We start from the raw sequence: 22,443 nt of genomic DNA, 5'->3' as shown, positions 1-22,443 counted from the left end.
GACCCACGCAATGCCGCGCACCATCCAGGTCGTCGCCCACCGCGGCGCCTCGGAGGACGCCCCCGAGCACACCCTGGCCGCCTACCGCAAGGCGATCGAGGACGGCGCCGACGGCCTCGAATGCGATGTCCGGCTCACCGCCGACGGCCACCTGGTGCTGGTCCACGACCGCCGGGTGAACCGCACCTCGAACGGCCGCGGCGCCGTCTCGGCCCTGGAGCTGGCCGATCTCGCCGCTCTCGACTTCGGCTCCTGGAAGGACCGCGAGGAGTCCCCCGACTGGGACGGGGACCCCGAACGGACCTCCGTCCTCACCCTGGAGCGCCTGCTGGAGCTCGTCTCCGACGCCGGACGGCCGGTGCAGCTCGCGATCGAGACGAAGCACCCGACCCGCTGGGCCGGACAGGTGGAGGAGCGCCTCCTCTTCCTCCTCAAGCGCTTCGGGCTGGACGCCCCGCCCGCCGCGGGTCCGCACCCGGTCCGGGTCATGAGCTTCTCCGCGCGCTCCCTGCACCGGGTGCGCGCGGCCGCCCCGACGATCCCGACCGTGTACCTGATGCAGTTCATCTCGCCCCGGATGCGGGACGGGCGGCTGCCGGCCGGGGTCACGATCGCCGGTCCGGGGATGCGCATCGTGCGCAACCATCCCGGCTACATCCGCAGGCTCCAGGGCGCGGGCCACTCCGTACACGTATGGACAGTGAACGAGCCCGAAGACGTTCAGCTCTGCGCTGATCTGGGTGTGGAAGCGATCATCACGAACAGACCCCGTCAAGTTCTGTCCCAACTGGGCCGCTGACGTCCCGATTTGCACACCCGTCACTCCCACCCCTCTCGTAACAGGGTGTGCTCCGGCGCATCCGCTCCGCATTCGTTCGGCATGAATGCGTCAGAGGGGCCCGCTTCGGCGGTTTCCGGTCCAGGCCATTGGGGCATCCAGACCATGCGTGGGGCTAAGGAGGTTCCGGGGGTGGCGTTGGTGGTGGCACAAGAAGTGCCCACGTCGTCGTGCATGGACGTACGCCATGGTCCTGCGGGCGTGGGCGAGGCGAGACACCGAATGCGCGAACAACTGCGTATCAGCGGTGTGCCCGAATCGGTCGTGGACGATGCCGTACTGATCCTTTCCGAACTGCTCAGCAACGCCTGCCGACACGGCAGGCCCCTGGGCACGCGGGAAGTCGGGGACGGGGAGATACGCGCCGCATGGCGCGTCGACAGAGCGGGGCGGCTGACGGTCGAGGTCACGGACGGGGGCGGTCCCACCCGCCCTGTTCCTGCCACGCCCTCGGTCACCGCGCGCGGCGGCCGGGGGCTGAACATCATCAGCGCCCTTGCCCAGGACTGGGGTGTCCGGGACGGAGCGGCGGGTGAGGTCACCGTGTGGGTGGTCGTTGCCTGTGGGCCCCGGCACGAGGATTTCGCTACGCGCGTTGCGCCCCCGGCGATCGACTTCAGCACGGCGTTCGACGACCTGGATCCCTGACTGCGGGATCCTGACGGCACAGCCCTACCGCACACGTGAAGCACAGTGAACCGCACGACCATCAGAACAGCAGTACCGGTCATCCGCACAGGCGGCCGTCCGGGAGCGCACGCCGACCGTGCTCCCGGCCGCACACCACCGGTTCCGGCGGTACGAACGGCTAGGCTCGCGCCCAGACACGACGCCGTACCGCCGCAACCGGGAGACACGCACGATGGCCAAGAAGCGCCCCGCAGCCAAGACTGCAAAGCCGCAGCTCAACAACGGTGAGATCCCCGTTGTGGGCGCGCGCGAGCCCTGCCCCTGCGGATCCGGGCGCCGCTACAAGGCCTGCCACGGCGCAGCCGCCGCGCACGCCGTCACCGAGCACGTGCAGCGCCCGTTCGAGGGCCTGCCGGGCGAGTGCGACTGGGTCGCGCTGCGCGAGCTCGTGCCCGCCGCCACCGTCCCGCTGACCCTCAAGGGCGGTCTGCCCGAGGGCGTTCCCTCCGTCACGCTGGTGACCGTACTGCCCATGGCCTGGCCGGCGCTGCGCCGCGAGGACGGGTCCGTCCTCCTCGGCCTGCAGAACGACTCGTCCAGCGGTGACCTCGGCCGCGACATGGCCGACACGCTGGAGCGCGCGCTCGCGGCGGAGCCCGGTACTCCGGTCGCCGCCCGCCGGGTTCCCGCCGAGGGTCCCCGACTTCAGGATCTCCTGGACGCGGACGGCGGTTTCGAGCCGGTTGTGCACAGCGGCTTCGAATTCTGGATTCCGGAATCCGAGAGCGCGCAGAACGCCTCCCCGGAGATCGCCGCCTCGCTGGAGCGCGCCAACGCGGCCGCGATTCCCACCGTCAAGCTGACCGGCGTGGACGCCGCGTACTGGTGCGAGACGCCGGAGAAGAACCACCTGCGCTGGGTCATGCCGCACCCCGAGGAGAAGCTGCTCGACGCCCTCGCGCGGCTGCACGCGGCCGGCACGACCTCCCTCGGCGAGGGCACGAAGCTCGTCGGTTCCTTCCGCGCGCACGGCCTCATGGTCCCCGTCTGGGACCTGCCCACCGGGGTGACGGCCGACGACGTCGAGAAGCCCGCCGCGGAGTTCGCGGAGCGGCTGGCCGGGGCCCTGGCCACGGACGCCCCGCTGACCACGGAGGAGCGCCGGGCACGCGGCGGACTCACCAACCGCCAGGTGACCCTCAGCTGACCGCGCGCACGCGTGGAGCCGGTGACCGGAGTCACAACTCCCGCTAATCGTCTGCAAATCGGTGTCTGAATATCAGAGATCGAATTTGCGAACAGGCGATCTCTTGTTACCGTTCTTGTAGCCCGGTCGCTGGTGCATCCCCCGTCGCCAGCGACCGGGCCCTTCCATTTACGGCGGTGCTCAACCGTCACCCGGTCCCGATGAGTTGCTCCCGGACCGCAGAAGCAGCTCCCCTTCATCATCCGGAACTGCAAACTCCGCTACGGCCGAGTAACTGTCCGGATCTCCGGCCGACTCTTCTTTCGGCGTCTCGCACAGGCCCGGCTCGTCGCCCGCGCCCACCGCGCACCGGATCTGCACCGTGCGCCCGGCCGGACCCATCATCGTCAGCACGGCATCCAGCGCTCGACCACTGGTGTTCCTGTAGTAACTCCGGCCCCACGTATGCCCCTCGCCCACCAGCACGCAGGTCTGCGCCTCCAGGCCGTGCGGCGAGGACAGTTCGGGACCGCAGCGGGAATCGGTCCGGGGCTGCTCGGCCGGACCGGGCTTGCCCGGCTCCACCGCCCCCGCCGCAGGCCGCGCCGGGGCCCCGGAGGACGGGCGAGGAGGGTCCGAAAGCCCGAGCGCCGAGAACAGCCCGCCGCCTTTTCCGTCGCCCTGACCGGCAAAATCCGGCCCGGCCATCGCTCCGGCGAGCGGGAGCGACAAGATGATCAGCACACCGGCGCCGATACCGATCAGGCGGAGATTCATTCGCCGAAGATAGCGACGCGGGAATGGGGCGCGGAGATCCCCGCGCCCAATTCCCCTCGAAACTGGTCCCGCTGGCACCCGTACGAGTGATCCGGCGACGCCCTGCAGGTCAGTACGCGAGCCTGCTGCCGCCGCCGGGTGCGCCGCTGCTCGCCTCGACCAGCGCGTCCACGACCGCCTCGACCTCGGGCAGCCAGATGTCCACCGCACCCCGCGGCTGCGGCTCCGTCGTCGACTGCGGCTGTGCCTGCCGCTGTTGCTGCTTCCGCTGCTGGAGCCGGGGCTGCGGCCGCGGCTCCCGTTCCCACCGCACCTGGCCACCGCTGGACGCGGCGGACGGCGGCATCAACAGGTAGCCGCCTTCGCCGTGGAAGCGCAGCGAGGAGGGCACGTGGTCCTTCGCGTAGAGGAGTTCGCCGAGCCGCTCCAGCGAATACGGAGCCACCAGCAGCGACCAGCGGGTGGGTGTGGCCACGACCGGTCCGAGCCGCATGCCCAGCGCGTCCAGTCGTACGAGGGCCCGTGCGGCTGCGCCCGCCGGCAGGCTCACCGCGCACGGGGCGGTCCCGCCGGTGGCCATCAGAACGGGGGCGGTGGGCCGGTTGGTCCACCACCAGGCCACCATCCGGGGGTCGGTGGTGGCCGCGAGCAGCCCCGGGTCGAAGGGGTGGGCGCCGGGGACGACGCAGTCGGGATCGGGGCAGGCGCACCGCGAGCCGTCGGTGGCGGACCGGCCGACACCGGGCAGCACGGGCCACTGCCATGTGGTGGCGCAGACGAGCGCCGCGTCGAGGAGAGCGGACGAGGTGCCGCTCTGTCCTTGGTCGGGGCGCAGGGATTGAAAGCGATCGCGGAGCCGCTGGAGACGCCTTCCGAGGATCTCGCGCATGAGCGCTCGTTCCTTTCCGTTGAACGCCGAGGGCCACATCACACCATGTAACCGGTGTCTCACCACACGTACAGGTTTCGCGTCACTGTCCGCCGAAGCAGGTTCACACGGTTCGTGCAGTTTCTTACGGGTCCATCAAACGTCCGGCGGGGGCGGAGCGCGACCCGCGCCGACGGCCGAGACCGGCTGCCGCCGCTAAGGACGACGGCCCGTGCCGGGTGGTTCCAAGCGGTTCCCGGCGGCACCAACTGGCCCCGGGCGCCACCGAATACGTACCCGACCCCCCTGCGACGCCCGCCCAGTCGACCTCAAAAACCGACTGCTTCCAGCTTTTTCCGGCCAAGTTCTAGCCTTGGCTCGACAGTGAGTTGCCGTACCACGGACACCAGGATTCCCACCTGGGCAATGCTGGACATGCATCCACGTGTGCGTGTAGATGTGGATTCCTTGATGGCGGCGCAGCACGATCTGGGGGTTTGCGATGCTATATGGCGAATCGCACCAGGTGGAAAGGCGGACGCCATGAGCGCCCCGCATCTGCCGAAAGTGGCTGGAATCGATCCAGCGGTAACCGCGTCACCGCACACTGCGGCGCCCGCTCCCGCCCGAACGGCTCCCGCACCGGTCCCACCGCCCGGCCCGGGCAGTGTCATCCAGGACCGGCTGGCGGGCATGGTCTCGGACCTCACCACCCTGCACGAGCTCACCGAGCGGCTGGCCCGCACCAGTGACCTCGACACCTCCCTCCACGAGTTCCTGCGCGCCGGAGCCTCGCTCGTCGGCGCCCGCCGCGGCCTGGTCGTCCTGGAGCCCTCCGACGGGCTCGGCCCCACCAGCACGATCGGCCTCGGTCTCGGCCACGCCGAGCTCGGCCACATCGAGACCGTGCCGCGCAGCGCGACCTCGTACGGCCGGATCCTCGACGGACTGCCCGATGCCCACGGCGGCTCCGAGGTCCTCCCCGAACCGGGCGAGCCCCCCGGCACCGGCGGTTTCGCCGCCCCCGTCGACCCCCGCCACCGCGAGGTCGCGGCCCGTCTCGGCTACGCCGCCAGCTACGCGCTCCCGCTGACCGCCGAGGCCACCGGCAGGCTCGGCGCAGCCGTCTGGCTCTACGACGAGCAGGCCGAGCCGAACGACCGCCAGCGCGACCTCGCCGGGCTGTACGTCCGGCACGCCTCCGAGCACCTGGCCCGGATGCTGGAGGTGGAGCGCTCCCGCTCGCGCCTGGCGACCGTCGCCGAGGAACTGCTGCCCAGCCGGCTCCCCCGGATCCCCGGGGTGCAGCTCGCCGCCCGCCACCACACGGGACCGCGCGGCGGGGGCGACTGGTACGACGCCCTGCCGCTGCCCGAGGGCGCCCTGGGCCTGGCCGTCGGCTCCGTCACCGGATCGGGGCCGAGCGCCGTCGCGGCCATGGGGAGGCTGCGCGCATCGCTGCGCGCCTATGCCGTCATGGAGGGCGAGGACCCGGTCGCGGTCCTGTCCGACCTGGAGCTGCTGCTGCGCCTCACGGAGCCGGCGCGTTCGGCCACCGCGCTCTTCGCCTACTGCGAACCGGCCGGGGGCCCGCACTCCGACGGCCAGGGCCACAAGATCATCCTGGCCGGCGCCGGACACACCCCGCCGCTCCTCATCGGCGAGCACCGCACCGAGTACGTGGAAACCTCGCTCTCCGCGCCGCTGGGCATGCTCTCCTGCTGGGAGGCGCCGAGCGTGGAGATCGAACCCGCACCCGGAGAAACGGTGCTGCTGTACACCGACGGGCTGCTGCGCCACACCGGAGACCCGATGGACCGGGCCTACGCGCGGCTGCACGCGGCGGCCGCGGGCGTGCCCCGCAGCGCCCGGGAGGACCCGGCGGCCCTGTGCGAGCACATCCTGCGGACCGTGCTGCCCGAGGGGGAGCCGGCCGACGCCCCCGAGGACATCGTGCTGCTCGCCGCCCGTTTCGAGTGAGCCGCCTGTTTCGCGTGAGCTGCCCCGGGTAGGCCGCTCCGCGTTCGGCCGGGCCGCGCTCCATGGTCCGAATCGTGACGGACGGCATGATTCGGACCAGCTCTCTCCGCACACGCATACGATGGATGCGGTCCACACCCAGGTCCGTACCGTCGTAGCTGAGGAGAAGACGTGGCTGACGAGCTCACCCCGGAGACCCCGGAAGAAGAGCAGCCCAAGAAGACGCACAAGCAGCGCAAGAACGGTCTGTACCCGGGCGTCAGCGACGAACTCGCCGAGAGCATGCGCACCGGCTGGGCCGACACCGAGCTGCACGGCCTGGAGCCCATCGCCCAGGCCGGGCACACCGCCGACCGGCGCGCCGCGCTGTCGGCGCGCTTCCCCGGCGAGCGTCTCGTCGTGCCCGCCGGCCGTCTGAAGACCCGCTCGAACGACACCGAGTACCCCTTCCGCGCCTCGACCGAGTACGCGTACCTGACCGGCGACCAGACCGAGAACGGCGTCCTGGTCCTGGAGCCCACCGGGGCTGCCGGGCACACCGCGACCGTCTACCTGCTGCCGCGCTCCGACCGCGAGAACGGCGAGTTCTGGCTGTCCGGCCAGGGCGAGCTGTGGGTCGGCCGCCGCCACTCCCTCACCGAGGCCGAGCAGCTCCTGGGCATTCCCGCCAGTGACGTGCGCCAGCTCGCCGAGGCCCTGACCGAGGCCGAGGGCCCGGTCCGGTGCGTCCGCGGCCACGACTCCGTGATCGAGTCCGCCCTCACCGACAAGGTGACCAAGGAGCGCGACGAGGAGCTGCGCGTCTACCTCTCCGAGGCCCGCGCCGTGAAGGACGCCTTCGAGATCGGCGAGCTGCAGAAGGCCGTCGACTCGACCGTCCGCGGCTTCGAGGACGTCGTGAAGGTCCTGGACAAGGCCGAGGCCACCTCCGAGCGCTACATCGAGGGCACCTTCTTCCTGCGCGCCCGCGTCGAGGGCAACGACGTCGGCTACGGCTCCATCTGCGCGGCCGGCCCGCACGCCTGCACCCTGCACTGGGTCCGCAACGACGGCGACGTCCGCTCCGGCGACCTGCTGCTGCTCGACGCCGGTGTGGAGACGCACTCCCTGTACACCGCCGACGTCACGCGCACGCTGCCGATCAACGGCACGTACACCGACATCCAGCGCAAGATCTACGACGCGGTCTACGCGTCCCAGGAAGCCGGCATCGCCGCGGTGAAGCCGGGTGCGAAGTTCCGGGACTTCCACGATGCCTCGCAGCACGTGCTGGCCGAGAAGCTCGTCGAGTGGGGTCTGCTGGAGGGCCCGGTCGAGCGCGTCCTGGAGCTGGGCCTGCAGCGCCGCTGGACCCTGCACGGCACCGGCCACATGCTCGGCATGGACGTCCACGACTGCGCCGCCGCGCGCACCGAGGCGTACGTCGACGGCACCCTGGAGCCGGGCATGTGCCTCACCGTCGAGCCGGGCCTCTACTTCCAGGCCGACGACCTGACCGTGCCCGAGGAGTACCGAGGCATCGGCGTCCGGATCGAGGACGACATCCTCGTCACGGAGGACGGCAACCGGAACCTGTCGGCCGGGCTGCCCCGCACCTCGACCGAGGTCGAGGCCTGGATGGCGCGCCTGAAGGGCTGACGCCCGCGCGGTTCGCTGCGGTGGGCGGGATCCCCTGCGGGGTCCCGCCCATCACCGTGTCTAGGACACCTTCAGCAGCGCGTCGTCGCGCCACTTGAGCATCTTGTCGAAGCTCACCACCGCCCCGCGGCCGGGCCGGTTGCGGAACCGGACGTGGTCGGCCAGTTCGGCGATCAGATCGAGGCCCCGGCCGTGTTCGGCCAGGGCGGGTCTACGGCGGGCCTCCGTCGCGGGCGGGAACCCCGGACCGGAGTCGGTCACTTCGATGCGGCAGCAGTCCCCGTCCAGGTAGGCCGTGACGTGGTAGGCCGCGGTCTCGTCCGGAAGGTCACCGCCTCCGCCGTGCTCCACGGCGTTCGCACACGCCTCGCTCAGGGCCACCGAGAGGTCGAAGGAGATGTCCGGGTCCACCCCCGCGGTCTCCATGGTCCCCAGCAGCAGTCGCCTGGCGAGCGGCACGCTCGCGGCTTCGCGCCTCAAGTGGAGAGACCACCAGATGCTCATACGGTTACCTATTGCCGCCCGCGGGGGGCCGTAAGCGCCCTGCGGCCGTCCGGGACCGCATTGCCCTCGTTCGGCCGATGCGGCTCTCCCGGGGAACGGTGTATGTCTCCCGGAGGCGCGCACGCGTCCGGACCGGGCCGGGACGGTGGGCGCAGAGGGGGCTCATACGGACCTTCCGGACCTGCCGTATGGACGCCCCGAGCGCAGTGCGATGATGGCCCGGCCATGTCTGACCCCCACGCGACGCACGCCGGAGCCGGCCTCCGGCTCATCCGGGCCGCGGTGTTCACCGCGGTCTGCGTCGTGCTGTCCGCGGCCGGGCACGCCCTGGCGTCCTGCGCCGCCGTGCCGTGGTGGTCCCTGTGCGCCGGCTTCCTCGCCGTCTTCGCCGTCGCGGCCGCGCTCGCGGGCCGCCGGCGCACGCTGCCCGGCATCGCCGCCGGGCTCACCACCGGTCAACTGGCCCTGCACGCGCTCTTCGGCCTCGGCCAGCACAGCACCGTGGCCGCGCCGGCACCGGCCGGCACCTCCGACGCTTCGCTCGCGGCGCTCGCCGCCCGGCTGGTCTGCGGTGGCAACTCCGTACCGCTCAGCCAGGCCGACGCCCGGCAGATCCTGGAGGCCGCGGGCCTGGACCCGGCCGCCCTGGCCCAGCAGGCCGGGCAGGTCGCGCAGGCCGGACAGGTCGCCGCGCAGGGACACAGCGCCCACGCGCACCTGGCCCAGGCCGCCACCACGGCGCCCGCGACCGGCCTGTTCAGCCCGGCCATGCTGCTCGGCCACCTGCTGGCCGCGCTCGCCGCAGGCTGGCTGCTCGGCCGCGGCGACGCCGCGCTCTTCCGGCTCGTGGAACTGTCCCGGCTCTCCGCCGAAGCCGCCCCGGTACGCCCGCTGCGCGCCGCGCTGGCCTTCGTACGGGCCCTCGGCGCGGGTCTTCCGGGCGCGCCCGCCCGGCTCCCGCGGGCCGTGCGCACCGGGGCCGACCCGGCCGCCTGCACCGGCCGGGAAGCACTCCAGCACACGGTGATCAGGCGCGGGCCGCCCACGGCCCTCGCCCTCGCAGCCTGACGCGGCACCCTCCTCCCCGGGACACACGGTGGGAGCACCGGTGCCGCGAACTCCGCGCGCGCCCGTGCGCGGATCCACCGTCACCACTTCTTCCGTGGAGTGTTTCTGCCATGAAGACCTCTCGCGTCTCCTTCGCCGCCGCCCTCGCCGCCGGCACCGTTCTCGCCCTGTCCGGTACCGCCTTCGCCCACGTCGGCGTGCAGCCCGTCGGAGAGGCCGCCAAGGGTGGCTACGCGACGCTCAACTTCAAGGTCCCCAACGAGCGCGACAACGCTTCGACCACCCAGCTCGAGGTCAACTTCCCGGTCGACCAGCCGCTCACGTCCGTCATGCCGCAGGACATCCCCGGCTGGACGTCCACCGTCGAGAAGACCAAGCTCGACAAGCCGCTGACCGTCCACGGCAAGCAGGTCAACGAGGTCGTCACCAAGGTGACCTGGACCGGCGGCAAGATCGAGCCCGGGAAGTTCCAGCAGTTCCCGGTCTCCGTGGGCAAGCTGCCCGAGAGCGCCGACCAGATGGTCTTCAAGTCCATCCAGACCTACGACAACGGCGAGGTCGTCCGCTGGATCGAGGAGGCCAAGGAAGGCGCCGCGGAACCGCAGACGCCAGCCCCCGTCCTGAAGCTGACCGCCGCGAAGGGCGACGACCACCACGGCGCCGCCAAGACCGACGAGGCGAAGAACACCGAGAAGGACGCCGGGCACGGCCACGACGAGGCCGCCGCCGAGCACGGCTCGGACACCACCGCGCGCGTCCTCGGCATCGCCGGCATCGTCATCGGACTCGGCGGGGTCGCCTTCGGCGTCGCCTCGCGTCGCCGCTCCGCCTGACCTGCGGCGCCCCCCGGCGCCACCGCTCCGCATCCGAACCATCCCCGATCCCAGGGACTCCTCTCCATGCGCACCACACGTGTGACGGCCGCCGCTCTCCTCGCGGCGGCCGCCCTCACCCTCACCGCCTGCGGCGGTGAGACCGCCAAGACCGGCTCGGTCACCCAGATCTCCGGCGGCCAGAACAGCGCCAAGGCCGCGACCGTCCTGGACCGCCCCTTCAACAAGCCGGACCTCGTCCTCACGGACACCACCGGCAAGCCGTGGAACCTGCGCGAGCAGACCAAGGGCAAGCCGACGCTGATCTACTTCGGCTACACCCACTGCCCCGACGTGTGCCCGCTGACGATGAGCAACATCGCCGTCGCCAAGAAGGCACTCCCCCAGGCCGACCAGGACAACCTGCAGGTCGTCTTCGTCACCACCGACCCCGAACGGGACACTCCCGAGTCCCTCGGCGCATGGCTCCAGGCACAGGACCCGTCCTTCATCGGGCTCACCGGGGACTTCGCCGCCATCCAGACCGCCGCACGCACGCTCGGCATCGGCATCGAGGCAGCCAAGAAGGACGACAACGGCAACGTCGTCTCCATGCACGGCGCCCAGGTCATCGCGTTCTCGCCCAAGACCGACGAGGGCTACGTCCTCTACGGCGAGGGCACCACCGTCGACGACTACACCAAGGACCTGCCGAAGCTCGTCAAGGGAGAGACCCCGTGAACGCCCGCACCACCCGCACCCTCGCCGCCGCCCTCTCCCTGACGGCGGCCCTCGCCCTGTCCGGCTGCTCCGGCGACAGCGAGCCGAAGATAGCGGTCAGCGGCGCGTTCATGCCCCAGCCCGTGAGCGACAAGATGGCCGGCGCCTTCATGGTCATCAAGAACAACACCGAGACCGCCGACAAGCTCACCGGCGCCACCTCCCCGCTCTCCGACGATCTCCAGGTCCACGAGACCAAGGACCAGAAGATGCAGCAGGTCCAGTCGATGGACGTGCCGGCGAACGGTGAACTCCGGCTGGAGCGCGGCGGCAACCACATCATGCTGATGGGGCTCAAGAGCACTCCGAAGGTCGGGGACAAGGTCACCGTCGAGCTCCGCTTCGAGAAGGCCGGCCCCGTCAAGGTCGAACTGGACGTGAAGGAACGGACGTACAACGCGCAGAACTCGAAAGCCCACTGACGGACCGAGGAACTGACACGCCATGACGGCCACCGCCCCCGCCCCATCCGCGGCCCGCGCCCCTGCCACGGCATTCCTGCCCAGGCTCGCGCTGGTCCTCGCAGCCCTGCTGGCAACCCTGTTCACCGCGGCCTCACCGGCCACGGCGCACGCCGCACTCACCGCGAGCGACCCCAAGGACGGGGCGGTGGTCGCCACGGCCCCCGCCCAGGTCACCCTCTCCTTCTCGGAGCAGGTCGCGATGGGCGACGACTCCATCCGCGTCCTCGACCCCCAGGGCAGGCGGGTGGACACCGGCGAGCTGCGCGACATGTGCAGCGGGAACACCGTCCGCTACGGCACCGCCCTGCACACGGGCCTGCCCGACGGCACCTACACCGTCGCCTGGCAGGCCGTCTCGGCCGACAGCCATCCCATCTCCGGGGCCTTCACCTTCTCCATCGGCGCGCCCTCGGCCACCGATGTCACGCTGCCGACCGCGCAGGCGGGCGGCGGACCCGTGGGCGTCGCGTACGGGATCGCCCGCTACGCCGCCTACGCGGGCTTCACCGTCCTCGTGGGCGGCGCCGCCTTCATCCTGCTGTGCTGGCGCCGGGGCGCCGCCGAACGGCCGCTCCAGAAGCTCGTCGTGCGCGCCTGGGTCACGCTGACCGTCGCCACCCTCGTGATGCTGATGCTCCGGACCCCGTACACCGGCTCCGGGAAGTTCGCCGACGCCTTCGACCTCGACGGGCTCAGGGCCGTCCTGGAGACCAAGACCGGCGCCTCGCTCGTCTCCCGGCTGCTCCTGCTGGGCGCCGCCGCCCTCTTCGTCGCCGTCCTCTTCGGTGTGTACGCGCGCCGCCTACAGGAGGCCGGCCCCGAGGAGGAGGCGGACGCGGAGGCGTCCGAGAGGACCAGGGACACCAACGACCTCACCTTCGGCCTGGCCATCGGCGGCGCCGTCGTCGCCGGCGGCATCGCCGCCACGTGGGCCCTCTCGGAGCACGCCTCCACCGGTATCCAGCCCGGGATCGCCATGCCGGCCGACATCCTGCACCTGCTGGCCGTCGCCACCTGGCTCGGTGGTCTCACCGCGCTGCTCGTCGCCCTCCACAAGGTCCCGGGGATCGAACGCGCGGCTGTCCGGCGCTTCTCCACGGTCGCCTTCGTCAGCGTCCTGGTGCTCGCCGTCACCGGGGTGTACCAGTCCTGGCGCCAGCTCGGCAGCTGGTCCGCCCTCACCGGAACCGACTACGGGCGGCTGCTGCTCGTGAAGGTCGGCCTCGTCGCCGTCCTCCTCGGGGTCGCCTGCCTGTCCCGGAAGTGGACCGCACGGCTCGCCGACAGCCTCGAGTCAGCCGTGGTTCCCGCCGCAGCGGCCGCAGAGGCGGCCGGGCCGGGCGATGTTTCACGTGAAACAAGCTCCGGCGTCTCCGGCTCCGACGGCCTCGACGGTTTCGACGGCCTCGATGGCTCCGATGTTTCACGTGAAACAGAGCCCGTCACCGTCCCGGCGGACCCGGAGCGCGCCGCGCAGCTCGCCCGGCAGCGCGCCGCCCGTGAGAACGCGCGCGAGAAGCAGGCCCGTGACGCCGACCCCCACCGCGCCGGCCTGCGCCGCTCCGTCCTCGCCGAAGCGGGGATCGCCGTGATCCTGCTCGCCGTCACCACCGTCCTCACCAGCACCGAGCCCGGACGCACCGTGGAGCAGGAGGCCGGCCGTGCCGGTTCCAGCGCCACCGCCGTCCCCGACCGCGCGGTCAAGATCACTCTGCCGTTCGACACCGGCGGCCAGAACGGCAAGGGGTCCGTCCGGCTCGAGCTCGACCCGGGCCGGGTCGGTGCGAACACCCTTCACCTCTGGGCCGACTCCAGCGACGGCAAGCCCTTCGACCTCCCCGAGATCAAGGTCGCCTTCACCCTGCCGGCCAAGGACATCGGTCCCCTGCCGCTCGTTCCCGACCAGGCCGCCCCCGGGCACTGGACCGCATCCGGTGTCCAGCTGCCGCTCGCCGGCGAATGGCGCATCGACGTGACCGTCCGCACCTCCGACATCGACCAGACCACCGTGCAGAAGACTGTGAAGATCGGCTGACCAGCGTGACCGACAGCAATCCCGACATCGAGATCTCCCGGCGCAGGCTGCTGGGCACCGTCGGCGCCGCGGGCGCCGCCGGACTCGCGCTCGGCGCCGCCGGCGGCGCCCTCGCGCACTCCGCGCTCGCCGACTCCGGGAGCGGCTCCGCCGCGGGCGCCGCCGGAAGCCTGTCCTCCCTCGGCGCCACCCAGGTGGCCTTCCACGGGGAGCACCAGGCCGGCATCACCACGCCCCTGCAGGCCAAGGGCCACCTCGTCGCCTTCGATCTCACCCCGGGGGCGGGCCGTACCGAGGCCTCCGCGCTGCTGCGACGCTGGTCGGACACGGCACGGCGGCTCATGGCGGGCGAGCCTTCCGCGACCTCCGACAGCGGTATCGCCCTGGATGCCGGCCCGTCCTCCCTCACCATCACCTTCGGCTTCGGCCACTCCTTCTTCGAGCGCACCGGCCTCGGCGCCCGCCGCCCCGCCGCCCTCGACCCGCTCCCGGACTTCTCCTCCGACCGGCTCGACCCCCAGCGCAGCAACGGCGACCTGTGGGTCCAGATCGGCTCGAACGACGGGCTCGTCGCCTTCCACGCCCTGCGCGCCCTGCAGAAGGCCGCCGGGGACGCCGCCCGCGTCCGCTGGCAGATGAACGGCTTCAACCGGTCCCCCGGGGCCACCGGCACCCCGATGACCGCCCGCAACCTCATGGGCCAGGTCGACGGCACCAACAACCCGAAGCCCTCGCAGCCCGACTTCGACAAGCGGATCTTCGTCCCCGCGGCGGGCCCGGGACCGGCCGAGCACGCATGGATGGCCGGGGGCTCGTACGCCGTCGTGCGGCGCATCCGCATGCTGCTCGACGACTGGGACAAGCAGTCGCTCGCCCAGCAGGAGCAGGTCATCGGCCGCACCAAGGCCACCGGTGCACCCCTGACCGGCGGCACGGAGACCACCAAGATGGCGCTCGACAAGTTCGGCGCCGACGGCAAGCCGGTCATCCCGTCCAACGCGCACGCCCGGATCTCCGCCCCCGAGCAGAACGGCGGGGCGGCCATGCTGCGCCGTCCCTTCTCCTTCCACGACGGGATCGGCTCCGACGGCGCCCCGGACGCCGGACTCCTCTTCGTCTGCTGGCAGGCCGATCCGCTGCGCGGGTTCGTGCCCGTCCAGCGCAAGCTCGACCGCGGGGACGCGCTGTCGGAGTTCATCCGGCACGAGTCCAGTGGCCTGTACGCGGTTCCGCCCGGCCCCCGCAGCGGCGAATACGTGGGGCAGCGGCTGCTCGAAGGATGAACAGGACCCCGGTCGGCGTGACCCCGGCATTACGCTGATCGCATGTCAGCCACCCGCTTCACGTATCTCGGTCCCGAGGGCACCTTCACCGAGGCCGCCCTGCGCACCCTGCCGGAAGCCGCGACCCGGGAGCTCATCCCGATGGTGTCGGTTCCGGCCGCCCTGGACGCCGTGCGCAACGGCGAGGCGGCCGCCGCACTCGTCCCGATCGAGAACTCGGTCGAGGGCGGGGTCACCGCCACCCTCGACGAGCTGGCCTCGGGCGAGCCGCTGATGATCTACCGCGAGGTGCTGCTGCCCATCGCCTTCGCCCTGCTCGTACGGCCCGGGACCTCGCTGTCGGACGTCAAGACGGTGACGGGTCACCCGGTCGCCCAGCCCCAGGTGCGCAACTGGCTGCGGGCGAACCTGCCCGACGCGGTGTGGGAGTCGGCCGCCTCGAACGCCGACGGCGCCCGGCTGGTCCAGGAGGGCCGCTTCGACGCCGCCTTCGCGGGCGAATTCGCCGCGGCCACCTACGGGCTCGTCCCGCTGGTCACCGAGATCCACGACGCGGAGAACGCCGAGACCCGGTTCGTGCTCGTGGGACGCCCCGCGCGGCCCGCCGCGCCGACCGGCGCCGACAAGACCTCCGTCGTGCTGTGGCTCGGCGACGACCACCCGGGTGCGCTGCTGGAGCTCCTCCAGGAGTTCGCGGTCCGCGGGGTCAACCTGATGCTGATCCAGTCCCGTCCAACGGGACAGGGCATCGGCAACTACTGCTTCGCCGTCGATGCCGAGGGCCACATCTCGGACCGGCGGGTCAGCGAGGCGCTCATGGGCCTCAAGCGGACCTGTCCCCAGGTCCGCTTCCTCGGGTCGTACCCGCGTGCCGGCGTCGCTCAGAGTGATGTCAGGGCACCTCGGGCCGGAACCTCCGACGGTGACTTCACGGACGCCTCGGACTGGCTGACTCGTTGCCTCGACGGCCGGGCGTAGGCCGTCGTCCACTGCCCCGCCCATTGTCCACAGAGTTATCCACAGGGCGGGATGGGAACCTGGGGACAAGTCGACAGAGCGGCACGACAAGGTCGACAAATCGGTCGGTGGGCTCAGGTTTCGCGCTGGGGAGCGGGAGGTGAACGGTGTCACCCCCGTATCGCCGATCAACTCTTTGGGGCGAGTCATTCCCACCCGAATGAGTGTGTGAGGGTGGTTTGAACCCTGATTCACCTCGGCCATCCACCGATCAGGAATGATCTATTCCTGTGTCCACAGATGCAGCGCACAGCCTGTGGATAAGATGCCGGCCGCGGCAATTCCTGTGGACAAGAACCACCTCCGGCCCTGCTCAGGGCCCGCCCGGCCGTCGGCATTGCGCCCCTTTTCGGGGAAAGGGGCCGGTTTTATTGACGGTCCGAGAAGGTGCACTTCCGGTCACCGATCAAGACTTATCCATTCGTTGCAATTGGGACATAGTGACACGCAGCGTGATATCGGTGTGATCCCAGGAAGCCCAGCCCGGTAGCCTGGAGGCGTGATTGACCTTCGGCTGCTCCGTGAAGACCCTGACCGTGTCCGCGCCTCGCAGCGCGCCCGTGGAGAGGACGTCGACCTCGTCGACGCACTGCTCTCCGCCGACGAGCGCCGCAGGTCCTCCGGCATGCGCTTCGACGAACTGCGCAATGAGCAGAGGTCCCTCGGCAAGCTCATCCCCAAGGCCTCTCCCGAGGAGCGGGCCGAGCTGCTGAAGAAGGCCGAACAGCTCAAGCAGGACGTCAAGGCCGCCGAGGCCGAGCAGAACGAGGCCGACGAAGCCGCCAAGCAGCTTCTCCTCCAGCTCGGCAACATCGTCCACGAGGACGTCCCGGTCGGCGGCGAAGAGGACTTCACCGTCCTGGAGACGCACGGCACCATCCGGGACTTCGCCACCGAGGGCTTCGAGCCCAAGGACCACCTGGAGCTCGGCGAGCTGCTGGGCGCCATCGACGTCGAGCGCGGCGCCAAGGTCTCGGGCTCGCGCTTCTACTACCTGACCGGTGTGGGCGCCCTGCTGGAGCTGGCGCTGGTCAACGCGGCGATCGCCCAGGCCACCGAGGCCGGCTTCATCCCGATGCTGACCCCCGCGCTGGTCCGCCCGCGCGCCATGGAGGGCACCGGCTTCCTCGGCCAGGCCGCGGAGAACGTCTACCACCTGGAGAAGGACGACTACTACCTGGTCGGCACCTCCGAGGTCCCGCTCGCCGCGTACCACATGGACGAGATCATCAACGCCGACAAGCTGCCGCTGCGGTACGCCGGCTTCTCGCCGTGCTTCCGCCGCGAGGCCGGTACGTACGGCAAGGACACCCGCGGCATCTTCCGCGTCCACCAGTTCGACAAGGTCGAGATGTTCTCGTACGTCGCGCCGGAGGAGGCCGAGGCCGAGCACCAGCGGCTCCTGGAGTGGGAGAAGCAGTGGCTGACCAGCCTGGAGCTGCCGTTCCAGGTGATCGACGTCGCCACCGGTGACCTGGGCGCCTCCGCCTCGCGCAAGTTCGACTGCGAGGCGTGGATCCCGACCCAGGGCAAGTACCGCGAGCTGACCTCCGCCTCGAACTGCGACAGCTTCCAGGCCCGCCGCCTGTCGATCCGCTACCGCGACGGCAAGAAGACCCAGCCGCTGTCCACGCTCAACGGCACCCTGTGCGCCGTTCCGCGCACGATCGTCGCGATCCTGGAGAACCACCAGCAGGCCGACGGTTCGGTACGGGTGCCCCAGGCGCTCCGTCCCTACCTCGGCGGCCGCGAGGTCCTGGAGCCGATCAACAAGTGAGCCCGGCCCCGTTCCCGTACAAGCTCGTCGCCACCGATCTCGACGGCACGCTGCTGCGTGGTGACGACACCGTCTCGGAACGCACCCGTGAAGCGCTCGTCGCGGCCACCGCGGCGGGCGCGGCGCACATCATCGTCACCGGCCGTGCCGTGCCCTGGACCCGGCAGGTGCTGGACGATCTCGGCTACAAGGGGATCGCGGTCTGCGGGCAGGGCGCGCAGGTCTACGACGCGGGTGCGCACCGGCTGCTGACCTCGGTGACGCTGGACCGGCAGCTGGCCGGTCTGGCGCTGTCGAAGCTGGAGGCCGAGATCGGTCCGCTGGCCTTGGCGGCCAGCCGGGACGGGGTGGACGGCGAGGTCCTGTTCGGGCCCGGGTACCAGGCGCAGGGGGGCCTCCCGGCGCTCTACCTGGAGGACACGGCCGCGGTGTGGACGGCTCCGCTGAACAAGCTCTACATCCAGCACCGGGAGCTCGACGACGACGCGCTCGTCAAGGTGGCCCGGGAGACCGTCGGCAGCCTGGTCGACATCGTCATGGCGGGTCCCGGCATAGTCGAGTTCCTGCCGCTCGGCCTGACCAAGGCCACCGGTCTGTCGCTGGCCGCGCGCCGGCTGAAGGTGAAGGCTGCGGAGACGATCGCCTTCGGTGACATGCCCAACGACATCCCGATGTTCGGGTGGGCCGGGCACGGGGTGGCGATGGCCAATGCCCACGCGGAGCTCAAGGCGGTGGCCGACGAGGTGACGACCTCCAACGAGGAGGACGGCATCGCGGTGGTGCTGGAGCGTCTGCTGGGCGCCGCGTAACCGGTACGGACGTACGAGAGGTCCGGGACGGCCCGCGCCGCGAGGCGCGCTCGAAGTGGCCGTCCCGGACCTTTTGTTGCTCCCCGCACGACTCACTCTGCCCCGGGCGGAAGTCCCGTACCAGTGAATTTCCGCGCATCAGCCGTGAATCCGGCGGCGCCGCCAGTACGCGACGGTGAGGACGCCCAGCAGCGGACCCCACAGCAGCAGGGGCACGTACGACAGGTTGAAGATCCACAGGGCCGGCCCGGTGGGTGCGTCGGGATTCGCGGCGTTGACCTCGTTCCAGGTCGAGGCGCCGAGGACCGTGATGCCGGTGAGCGCGATCGCGCCCAGCGCGGCGGGAACCACCGCCACCAGGGGGTGGAAGCGGCGTCCGCCCGCCCACGGGATCCAGCAGGGCAGCTCCTCGCCCCAGCGCTGGACCAGCCCGAGGCTCAGCAGGCCCAGGCACTCCTGCAGGACGCTGACGAAGATCAGGACCAGCGATTCCCGGCCCGGGTAGTACGCGTGGTGCAGATCGCTGCCCGGGCCCCAGCCCATGGGCACGCCGGCCGCGACCACGAGCCGCCAGACGCAGCTGGGGAGCACCGTCAGTGAGGCGAGTCCGGCGAGCCGGCGAAGCCGGGGGGAGACTCCGGGCACGGTGTCCGAAGCAGCTGCGACGGTGTGGGCGGTCATGGTCCAAGTCCTGTCCTGGAGGGGCTGGTTGATGACTCAAGCCTCGTGGGCCGAGGCGTTCGCGACCATCTGCCGATCAGCCGGTCGGCGGCCCGGCCCGGCCTGCGGGTCTGTGCCGATCGGCAGATGGCCGGACGGCCGCGCGCGCTCGTAGGGTCGGCTCATGACCGCCAAACTCCGTGCCGCGTATGCCCCCTTGCTGACGGCGGCCGCGCTGGCCGGCATCGCCGCCACCTTCCTGCGGGTGCCCCCGGCGTGGCTGCTGCTCTGGGAGGGTCCTCTGCTTCTCCTGCTGGCCCTGGTGGCCCGCTGGTCTCCGGTGCGCGCCGCGATCTTCGCGGGCCTCCTCGGCGTGGCGGCCGCCGCGCTGTGGCCCGTCCCGCTGGTGTGGGAGAGCGGATCGTGGCTGGAGGCCTGCGGGGCGGCGGCGTTCTGGGCGCTGCCCGCCCTCGGGGCGGTGCTGGCCGGCGGCCATCTGCGCCGCCAGGCCGGCCGGATGCGGCAGGCCGTCCGGGATGCCCGGCGCGACCAGCAGTTGGAACTGGCCCGGGACCTGCACGACTTCGTGGCGCACGACGTCAGCGCCATCGTGGTGCAGGCCCAGGCGGCCCGGTTCGTGGCGGCGCAGGATCCCGGCCAGGCGGTCCGCGCGCTGGAGCGGATCGAGACGGCGGGGCTGAGTGCACTGGCCTCGATGGACCGGACGGTGCACGCGCTGCAGGAGGCGGCGGGCGGGCCGACGACCCCGGTTCCGGGCCTGGCCCAACTGCCGGAGCTGGTGGAGCGGTTCGAGGGCGGAGCCCTGGACGCGGACCCGGAAGCCGTACGGGGGCTGTCGCGGGAGGCGGACACCACGGCGTACCGGGTGGCCGTCGAGGCGCTGACCAACGTACGCCGGCACGCGCCCGGAGCCGCCGTGGTGGAGGTCGCCGTACGCCGGGCCGGGGCGGGCATAGAGCTCAGCGTGGCCAATTCCGCGGCGCCACGGGGCGCGGGCGGGCTGCTGGCCCGGCGGAGGCGGGGCGGGACGGGGCTGGCCGGCCTGCGCGGGCGCGTGGAGGCGGCGGGCGGGCAGCTGCGGGCCGGGGCGGACGCGGACGGCGGGTGGCGGGTTCGCGCCGTCTTCCCGGCGGAGGAGCACCTGCCCGGGTGATCATGGCGGCGTGACCACACGCATCCTGATAGCCGATGACCAAGAGGACATTCGCAGCGGTTTCCGGCTGATCCTCGATTCACAGCCGGACATGACCGTCGTGGGGGAGGCGGCGGACGGGGAACGCGCGGTGGCGCTGGCCCGGGAACTGCGGCCCGACGTGGTGCTGGCGGACATCCGGATGCCACGGCTGGACGGGCTGGAGGTGACCCGGCTGCTGGCTCCCGAGACCCGGGTGGTGGTGGTGACCACCTTCGACCTGGACGAGTACGTGCACACCGCCCTGCGCAACGGGGCCTGCGGGTTCCTGCTCAAGCGGTCCGGGCCGGCCCTGCTGATCGAAGGGGTCCGGGCGGCGATGGCCGGGGACACGCTGATCAGTCCGCAGATCACGGTGCGCCTGCTGAGCCGGCTGACGGAGTCAGGTCCCGTCGTCCGCCGCGCGCCGCATCCGCTGACGGAGCGGGAGCTGGACATCGTGCGCCTGGTGGCGCGGGGGCTGACCAACGCCGAGATCGGGGCGGAGCTGTTCATCAGCGCGGGGACGGCCAAGACCCACATCGCGAACGTCCAGGCCAAGACCGGGGCCAGGAACCGGGTGGGGATCGCCGCGTGGGCATGGGAGCACGGCGTGGTGACGGCCGAGACCGACTAGGCGTGTTTCACGTGAAACAACCTCGTTTCACATGAAACGGGGTCGTGTTTCACGTGAAACATCGTGGCGGGTGAGCGGCCAGGCGAGCAGACCGACCGAGAGCGCGATGGCGTGGCCGAGGTCGGTGAAGGTGCCGCCGGTGGCGAGGGGGAGCCCGAAGAAGGCGACCGCTCCGGCCAGGTAGAACCACCGCCAAGGGCTGGGGAGCCGGTAGGTGAGGACACCGACGGCGGCCGCGAGCCCGTAGCTGACGCCGATGTCGACGACATGGGTCATGCTGCGCGGGGCTCGGTGGTCCTCGATGGCCATCAGCAGGATCCGCTGGCTGACGAGGGTGGCGATGACATGGGCGCTCGCCACGATCAGGAGCCAGCGCTGCGTGCCGAGCCAGCGTTCGACGGGCGCGTAGAACAGCTCGAAGAGAACGGCGTAGAGGGCGAGCGAGGCCGGGTTCTCGATCCAGAACGCGCTGCTGAGGAGCGCCCGTATGGGGTGCTGGACGAGCTGGTGGATGTTGCTGCTGTTGCGGTGGAGCAGAACGTGTTCGACCCGGTCGGGCGCGATCGCGACGACGATGCTGGTGACTGCGATGATCAGCAGCCAGATGTGCGTCCCGGGCGAGGAGCGTATCCACGACCGCAGGGGCCTGGACGGCTCCGGCTCGGTGTGCTCGATCATGCACCGATGATGACCCGCAAAGCTGTGCCCCGCCTGGCCGGTGGGCCGGGCGGGGCACTGTTGCGCAGGGCCTGCGGCGGGACTTACTCCTCGCCGGCCAGGGTGAGGCGGCGCAGCTTCTGGCCCGCGTAGACGGTGGCGCCGACGGTGACCACGGTCAGCAGGATCGCGGCGGTGGGAAGGCCCACGGTGGCGTCGACGTACCCGTCCCCGGCCACCTTCTCGGCAAGGGCCAGGGCCCACTGCTGGACGCTGAGGGTCTTGGCTCCGGAGACCAGGCTGCCGAAGAGCGACTCCCAGATCAGGGCGTAGACCAGGCCGAAGACGACCGCGTGCCGGCTGACGGTGCCGAGCAGCAGGAACAGCGCGCTGTAGGCGATCGAGGCCACGAGGGCGGCGATCGTGTAGGCGACGGCGATCTGCTGGCCGTTGCCGTTGAGGATGAACCCGGCGATCAGGGTGGGGATCGCGGAGAAGGCCATGGTGACGGCGATCGCCACGATCAGCTTGGTCATGATGATCGTCGGGCGCTTCAGCGGCTTGGAGAGCAGGTAGACGATCGAGCCGTCGTCGATCTCCGGGCCGATGGAGCCGGTGCCGGCGATGACGCCGATCAGCGGAACCATGGTGGCGAGGGCGAAGCCCCCGAGGAGGTCCGCGGCGACCTTGTCGTCCACACCCGCGAAGGCGCGGACGGCGAGGGCGATGACGATCAGCAGGGCGGGCAGCGCGAACAGGATCAGCGCGCGCCGCCGGCCGAGCAGGGCCCGGTAGGTAAGCCGGGCAACGGTGGGGTCGTACATGGGTGCC

Annotated in this window: 22 protein-coding genes; 16 read left to right on the top strand and 6 right to left on the bottom strand. The window is 71.4% G+C overall.

Translation table 11 applies throughout. The features are described from left to right. Nucleotides 1-10: 10 nt before the first annotated feature. The 3 genes from ACIPYQ_RS19115 (at nt 11) to ACIPYQ_RS19105 (ending at nt 2,675) form a co-directional block, all read left to right on the top strand. On the top strand, nt 11-799 hold the full coding sequence (locus ACIPYQ_RS19115) for a glycerophosphodiester phosphodiesterase (RefSeq protein WP_361753545.1): 789 nt from the start codon (nt 11-13) through the stop codon (nt 797-799). Nucleotides 800-1,060: 261 nt separating this feature from the next. Continuing rightward, nucleotides 1,061-1,486, top strand: coding sequence for an ATP-binding protein (locus tag ACIPYQ_RS19110; RefSeq protein ID WP_383564903.1), 426 nt, complete (start codon nt 1,061-1,063; stop codon nt 1,484-1,486). Between the two features lie 214 nt (nt 1,487-1,700). Beyond that, nucleotides 1,701-2,675: a DUF5926 family protein gene (locus ACIPYQ_RS19105; RefSeq protein ID WP_361753316.1), complete on the top strand. Its 975-nt coding sequence runs from the start codon at nt 1,701-1,703 to the stop codon at nt 2,673-2,675. A gap of 180 nt (nt 2,676-2,855) precedes the next feature. On the opposite strand, the gene ACIPYQ_RS19100 is transcribed toward ACIPYQ_RS19105, so the two are convergent. After that, nucleotides 2,856-3,431 carry a hypothetical protein gene (locus ACIPYQ_RS19100; protein WP_401252473.1) on the bottom strand — a complete coding sequence of 192 codons (576 nt, stop codon included), beginning with the start codon at nt 3,429-3,431 and terminating at the stop codon, nt 2,856-2,858. Nucleotides 3,432-3,540: 109 nt separating this feature from the next. Further along, the gene (locus tag ACIPYQ_RS19095; RefSeq protein ID WP_401252470.1) at nt 3,541-4,320 is read right to left on the bottom strand and encodes a bifunctional DNA primase/polymerase; all 780 of its coding nucleotides are present in this window, start codon (nt 4,318-4,320) and stop codon (nt 3,541-3,543) included. 405 nt (nt 4,321-4,725) lie between these two features. Here ACIPYQ_RS19095 and ACIPYQ_RS19090 point away from each other — a divergent pair, with 405 nt between their 5' ends. Both ACIPYQ_RS19090 and ACIPYQ_RS19085 read left to right on the top strand, forming a co-directional pair. Then, the gene (locus ACIPYQ_RS19090; protein WP_361753310.1) at nt 4,726-6,279 is read left to right on the top strand and encodes a PP2C family protein-serine/threonine phosphatase; all 1,554 of its coding nucleotides are present in this window, start codon (nt 4,726-4,728) and stop codon (nt 6,277-6,279) included. A 171-nt stretch (nt 6,280-6,450) separates the two neighbouring features. After that, on the top strand, nt 6,451-7,917 hold the full coding sequence (locus tag ACIPYQ_RS19085) for an aminopeptidase P family protein (protein WP_401252466.1): 1,467 nt from the start codon (nt 6,451-6,453) through the stop codon (nt 7,915-7,917). Between the two features lie 60 nt (nt 7,918-7,977). Here ACIPYQ_RS19085 and ACIPYQ_RS19080 read toward each other — a convergent pair whose 3' ends face one another. Then, entirely contained in the window at nt 7,978-8,421 is a 444-nt protein-coding gene (locus ACIPYQ_RS19080) for an ATP-binding protein (RefSeq protein ID WP_327414948.1), read from the bottom strand. Nucleotides 8,422-8,646: 225 nt separating this feature from the next. On the opposite strand from ACIPYQ_RS19080, the gene ACIPYQ_RS19075 reads away from it, so the two are divergent. The 9 genes from ACIPYQ_RS19075 (at nt 8,647) to ACIPYQ_RS19035 (ending at nt 18,466) form a co-directional block, all read left to right on the top strand. Further along, the gene (locus tag ACIPYQ_RS19075) at nt 8,647-9,489 is read left to right on the top strand and encodes a hypothetical protein (protein WP_401252462.1); all 843 of its coding nucleotides are present in this window, start codon (nt 8,647-8,649) and stop codon (nt 9,487-9,489) included. A 110-nt stretch (nt 9,490-9,599) separates the two neighbouring features. After that, nucleotides 9,600-10,322, top strand: coding sequence for a YcnI family protein (locus tag ACIPYQ_RS19070; RefSeq protein ID WP_401252459.1), 723 nt, complete (start codon nt 9,600-9,602; stop codon nt 10,320-10,322). Between the two features lie 66 nt (nt 10,323-10,388). Continuing rightward, entirely contained in the window at nt 10,389-11,042 is a 654-nt protein-coding gene (locus ACIPYQ_RS19065; RefSeq protein ID WP_401252456.1) for an SCO family protein, read from the top strand. After that, on the top strand, nt 11,039-11,503 hold the full coding sequence (locus ACIPYQ_RS19060; RefSeq protein WP_361753301.1) for a copper chaperone PCu(A)C: 465 nt from the start codon (nt 11,039-11,041) through the stop codon (nt 11,501-11,503). The genes ACIPYQ_RS19065 and ACIPYQ_RS19060 overlap by 4 nt, the downstream gene beginning before the upstream one ends. A gap of 22 nt (nt 11,504-11,525) precedes the next feature. Continuing rightward, entirely contained in the window at nt 11,526-13,580 is a 2,055-nt protein-coding gene (locus ACIPYQ_RS19055; RefSeq protein WP_401252452.1) for a copper resistance CopC/CopD family protein, read from the top strand. A gap of 5 nt (nt 13,581-13,585) precedes the next feature. Next, nucleotides 13,586-14,863, top strand: a complete 1,278-nt coding sequence (gene efeB, locus ACIPYQ_RS19050; RefSeq protein WP_401252449.1) for an iron uptake transporter deferrochelatase/peroxidase subunit — start codon at nt 13,586-13,588, stop codon at nt 14,861-14,863. Nucleotides 14,864-14,905: 42 nt separating this feature from the next. Further along, nucleotides 14,906-15,841 (top strand): prephenate dehydratase, encoded by a 936-nt coding sequence (pheA, locus tag ACIPYQ_RS19045; protein ID WP_327414957.1) that lies wholly within the window; start codon nt 14,906-14,908, stop codon nt 15,839-15,841. Between the two features lie 538 nt (nt 15,842-16,379). Then, nucleotides 16,380-17,657, top strand: a complete 1,278-nt coding sequence (serS, locus tag ACIPYQ_RS19040) for a serine--tRNA ligase (RefSeq protein WP_361753295.1) — start codon at nt 16,380-16,382, stop codon at nt 17,655-17,657. Further along, nucleotides 17,654-18,466, top strand: coding sequence for an HAD family hydrolase (locus tag ACIPYQ_RS19035; RefSeq protein WP_401252445.1), 813 nt, complete (start codon nt 17,654-17,656; stop codon nt 18,464-18,466). The genes serS and ACIPYQ_RS19035 overlap by 4 nt, the downstream gene beginning before the upstream one ends. A gap of 138 nt (nt 18,467-18,604) precedes the next feature. Here the strand turns inward: ACIPYQ_RS19035 and ACIPYQ_RS19030 are convergent, their stop codons facing one another. Next, nucleotides 18,605-19,147: a hypothetical protein gene (locus ACIPYQ_RS19030; RefSeq protein ID WP_401252442.1), complete on the bottom strand. Its 543-nt coding sequence runs from the start codon at nt 19,145-19,147 to the stop codon at nt 18,605-18,607. A 163-nt stretch (nt 19,148-19,310) separates the two neighbouring features. Between ACIPYQ_RS19030 and ACIPYQ_RS19025 the strand changes: the two genes are divergently transcribed. Then, nucleotides 19,311-20,300, top strand: a complete 990-nt coding sequence (locus ACIPYQ_RS19025; protein WP_401252439.1) for a sensor histidine kinase — start codon at nt 19,311-19,313, stop codon at nt 20,298-20,300. Nucleotides 20,301-20,310: 10 nt separating this feature from the next. Further along, entirely contained in the window at nt 20,311-20,955 is a 645-nt protein-coding gene (locus ACIPYQ_RS19020) for a response regulator transcription factor (RefSeq protein ID WP_361753288.1), read from the top strand. Nucleotides 20,956-20,982: 27 nt separating this feature from the next. Here the strand turns inward: ACIPYQ_RS19020 and ACIPYQ_RS19015 are convergent, their stop codons facing one another. After that, the gene (locus ACIPYQ_RS19015) at nt 20,983-21,633 is read right to left on the bottom strand and encodes a rhomboid-like protein (protein ID WP_361753286.1); all 651 of its coding nucleotides are present in this window, start codon (nt 21,631-21,633) and stop codon (nt 20,983-20,985) included. 83 nt (nt 21,634-21,716) lie between these two features. Beyond that, the gene (locus ACIPYQ_RS19010) at nt 21,717-22,436 is read right to left on the bottom strand and encodes an ABC transporter permease subunit (RefSeq protein ID WP_361753284.1); all 720 of its coding nucleotides are present in this window, start codon (nt 22,434-22,436) and stop codon (nt 21,717-21,719) included. Between the last annotated feature and the right edge of the window lie 7 nt (nt 22,437-22,443).

This window comes from Streptomyces sp. NPDC090045 (genome assembly GCF_044747975.1).
Classification (GTDB): Bacteria; Actinomycetota; Actinomycetes; order Streptomycetales; family Streptomycetaceae; genus Streptomyces.
This window is presented reverse-complemented; position numbering and strand designations above follow the sequence as displayed.

Excerpts from the sequence above, each read along its gene's own strand:
- ACIPYQ_RS19115 (WP_361753545.1), top strand. The coding sequence starts at position 11 with ATGCCGCGCACCATCCAGGTCGTCGCCCACCGCGGCGCCTCGGAGGAC.
- ACIPYQ_RS19110 (WP_383564903.1), top strand. The coding sequence starts at position 1,061 with ATGCGCGAACAACTGCGTATCAGCGGTGTGCCCGAATCGGTCGTGGAC.
- ACIPYQ_RS19105 (WP_361753316.1), top strand. The coding sequence starts at position 1,701 with ATGGCCAAGAAGCGCCCCGCAGCCAAGACTGCAAAGCCGCAGCTCAAC.
- ACIPYQ_RS19100 (WP_401252473.1), bottom strand. The coding sequence starts at position 3,431 with ATGAATCTCCGCCTGATCGGTATCGGCGCCGGTGTGCTGATCATCTTG.
- ACIPYQ_RS19095 (WP_401252470.1), bottom strand. The coding sequence starts at position 4,320 with ATGCGCGAGATCCTCGGAAGGCGTCTCCAGCGGCTCCGCGATCGCTTT.
- ACIPYQ_RS19090 (WP_361753310.1), top strand. The coding sequence starts at position 4,726 with ATGCTGGACATGCATCCACGTGTGCGTGTAGATGTGGATTCCTTGATG.
- ACIPYQ_RS19080 (WP_327414948.1), bottom strand. The coding sequence starts at position 8,421 with ATGAGCATCTGGTGGTCTCTCCACTTGAGGCGCGAAGCCGCGAGCGTG.
- ACIPYQ_RS19075 (WP_401252462.1), top strand. The coding sequence starts at position 8,647 with ATGTCTGACCCCCACGCGACGCACGCCGGAGCCGGCCTCCGGCTCATC.
- ACIPYQ_RS19070 (WP_401252459.1), top strand. The coding sequence starts at position 9,600 with ATGAAGACCTCTCGCGTCTCCTTCGCCGCCGCCCTCGCCGCCGGCACC.
- ACIPYQ_RS19065 (WP_401252456.1), top strand. The coding sequence starts at position 10,389 with ATGCGCACCACACGTGTGACGGCCGCCGCTCTCCTCGCGGCGGCCGCC.
- ACIPYQ_RS19055 (WP_401252452.1), top strand. The coding sequence starts at position 11,526 with ATGACGGCCACCGCCCCCGCCCCATCCGCGGCCCGCGCCCCTGCCACG.
- pheA (WP_327414957.1), top strand. The coding sequence starts at position 14,906 with ATGTCAGCCACCCGCTTCACGTATCTCGGTCCCGAGGGCACCTTCACC.
- ACIPYQ_RS19030 (WP_401252442.1), bottom strand. The coding sequence starts at position 19,147 with ATGACCGCCCACACCGTCGCAGCTGCTTCGGACACCGTGCCCGGAGTC.
- ACIPYQ_RS19025 (WP_401252439.1), top strand. The coding sequence starts at position 19,311 with ATGACCGCCAAACTCCGTGCCGCGTATGCCCCCTTGCTGACGGCGGCC.
- ACIPYQ_RS19015 (WP_361753286.1), bottom strand. The coding sequence starts at position 21,633 with ATGATCGAGCACACCGAGCCGGAGCCGTCCAGGCCCCTGCGGTCGTGG.
- ACIPYQ_RS19010 (WP_361753284.1), bottom strand. The coding sequence starts at position 22,436 with ATGTACGACCCCACCGTTGCCCGGCTTACCTACCGGGCCCTGCTCGGC.